Raw genomic sequence first — 2,745 nt, 5'->3', positions numbered from 1 at the left:
GTGGCGGGGGGGGGGGGGGGGGGGGGGGGCCGGCCGCGCCGGCGGGGCGGCCCGGGCCCGTACCCTCCGGCGCGGGGGCCCGCCCGCGTCCGGTGCGGGGGCCTGTCGGGCCCCCGGGTGTTCAGTGGTTCGGTTCAGCGGTTCGGTTCAGTGGTTCCGTTCAGCGGGTCAGCAGGGGCCGTTGTCGGTCCAGACGCCCCACTGGCCGGTGGTGGTGGGGTCCTCGCCCTTGGTCCACCACTTGTTGGTGTAGTAGTGGCCCTTCCAGGAGACCTTGGTGCCCGCGGTCGCGTAGGTGGTGGCCGAGTCCCAGGCCGGGGCCGCGGCGCAGCCGGCCGGGGTGGTCGGCGGCGTCGTGGGCGGCGTCGTCGGCGGCGTCGTCGGCGGCGTGGTCGGAGGAGTCGTGGGCGGCGTGGTGGGCGGCGTGGTCGGCGCGGCCGGGCAGCCGGCGGCGGACCCGTTGGTGGCCTCGACCATCTTGTCGAACAGCGCCGTCCTGGTGCCCAGGTCGTACAGCGAGAAGGCGAAGGAGCCGCCGAGGCCGTTGCAGTGGGCGTAGTCCACCTTGGCCTGGATCGAGCGGGCGTCCTCACCGGTCCAGAACGTGGTGCCGTCGTAGAAGTACGTGGTCTTCGCGGTGTCGTCCCAGAAGGTCTTCGCCGGGTTGTCGACGAAGCCCGCCAGCTCCTTGTACATCTGGATGCCGGGGACGCTGCCGGACATCGAGGCGCCGGCGGCCGGGCCGGTGGCCGGCTGGAAGAGGCCGTTCTTCCCGTTGTTCTGGACGCCGGTCCAGCCGCGGTAGTAGAACGGGACGCCCACGTTGATCTTCTTGGCGGGGAAGCCGCCCGGGATGCCGTAGTCGGCGTCGCCGGCGGTGTACGCCTTGATCGCGGCGTCGACCGAGTACTTGCCGTGGCCCGGCGCGGCCGGGGTCATCGGGTCGTCCGGGCCGGAGTAGATCGGGGCCTGGTGGTTGGTCGGGCCCTTGGCGTCCCAGGCGCCGTGCATGTCGTAGGTCATGATGTCCAGGAACGTCAGGTACTGGCCGATCTTGTCGGTCTCGACGTTCCGGATCTTGTCCTGGCCGGCGCCGACCGCCGCCGCGGTGGCGTAGGTCTTGCCGTCGGCCTTGCCCTGGGCGTCGAGCTGCTCGCGCAGCTCCTTCAGCAGCAGGGTGAAGTTCTGCTTGTCGTTCGGGCTGGACAGGTTGCCGGTGTGGCCGCCGCCGCCCGGGTACTCCCAGTCGATGTCGATGCCGTCGAAGATGCCGGCCGCCGAGCCCGGGCCGCCGTAGCCGGCGTCCGCCGGCAGGTTGCCCTTGATGAACATGTCGATGCAGGACGAGACCAGGTGCTTGCGCGAGGCGTCCGTGGCGGCCGCCGCCGAGAAGTACTTGGAGTAGGTCCAACCGCCCAGCGAGATCAGGATCTTGAGGTTGGGGTTCTTCGCCTTCAGCTTCTTCAGCTGGTTGAAGTTGCCCGCGATCGGCTGGCCCCAGGCGTCGCCGACGCCGTCCACCGCGATGTCCGGGCCGAAGCTCTTCTGGTAGTCCGCGAAGGCGTCGCCCGCGCCGTCGCCGGCGTTCGGGTTGTTGTCGTCCTGGTTGGCGGCCTTGGTGGCCTCGAAACAGCCCAGGTCGGTCGGGTGGATGTTGGCGAAGGAGTAGATCAGGTAGTCCAGCTTCCCGGCGACGCCGGTGTCCTGGATCGTCTTGGGGTAGTACGCGTTCGCGTAGATCGACCACTGGTCGAAGTAGGCGACCTTGATGCCACCGCTGGTGGCGGGGGCACCGGTGCTGTTGGTGACGGCGGCGCTGGCCGGGGCGCCGCCGGAGAGGGCGAGGCCCGCGCCGAGCAGCAGGGAGGCGGCCGTGCCGACCGCGACGGCGGCCAGGCTCTTCGGGCGCCGGCGGCGGCCGCCCTCCTGGGCCGGACTCCCGGCCCTTTCGATGCGTGAACGGAGCATGGGTGCGTGACTCCTGGTTGTGGGGGATTCCGCCGCCCCGGGGGGCTCGTGCGGGGTGGGGCCGCACGACCAGGGCATGACAGAACAGCGGAAGGGAATCGAGCGGGAACATGCCTTCTGAGGGCGCCGGGATATGCCGAACCGGCGCCCGCGGCCTGGGCCGTTGACGCCGGTTCAGGGGCTCCCTGCACCTGGGCACTAAAATGGACTAGACCAACTACCCCGTCAAGGGGTGATGTTGAGCCTTGAGCCGCGCTTAAGGTTCACCCGCTCCCGCCGCACCCCCGCCGGCCTGCGGCTCAGTAGCGCACGGCGGTGGCCACGTCGGCCTTGACCGTGCCGGTCAGGTCCCGGTTGCTGCGCGCGGTGGCCTGGGCCGACTGCCCGGCCGCCACGTCCGGAACGGACACCACCGTCACGTCCAGCACGTTGCCGGAGCCGTCGGTGAAGTTGACCTGGATCACGTACCGGTTCGACTGCTGCCCGTGGTTGGTGACGGTGAGCGGCACCTCGGCCTTGCCGCCCGAAGCGATGTTCACGGCGCCCGTGGTGACGTCGCCCTTGGCGTCCAGCCCGCCCTTGACGCTCGCGATCGCCGAGGAGGCTGCCGCCTCCGCCGACGCGGCGGCGGAGGCCGCGGCCGACGCCGCCGCCGAGGAGAGCCCGCCCGCGACCGAGGCGGCATGCGCAACCGCGGCCCCGGCCAAGGCGCAGCGTTCGACGACGACCAGGAGATTTGGCAGGCCCTCGACATCCCGCCGACCGACACGGGCGCCG

Annotated in this window: 2 protein-coding genes; both read right to left on the bottom strand. The window is 71.4% G+C overall.

Annotated elements, in window-relative coordinates; translation table 11 throughout:
* Positions 1-168: 168 nt before the first annotated feature.
* Positions 169-1,968, bottom strand: coding sequence for a glycosyl hydrolase family 18 protein (locus ABZ885_RS38895; RefSeq protein WP_360199589.1), 1,800 nt, complete (start codon positions 1,966-1,968; stop codon positions 169-171).
* Positions 1,969-2,267: 299 nt separating this feature from the next.
* Positions 2,268-2,745 (bottom strand): FxLYD domain-containing protein (locus ABZ885_RS38890; RefSeq protein ID WP_360199587.1); only part of this gene is annotated, 478 nt, incomplete at its 5' end.

The sequence above is a fragment of the Kitasatospora sp. NPDC047058 genome, from assembly GCF_040643935.1.
Taxonomy (GTDB): Bacteria; Actinomycetota; Actinomycetes; order Streptomycetales; family Streptomycetaceae; genus Kitasatospora.
Note: the sequence above shows the minus strand (reverse complement) of the source record. Positions and strands in the feature narration are given on the sequence as shown.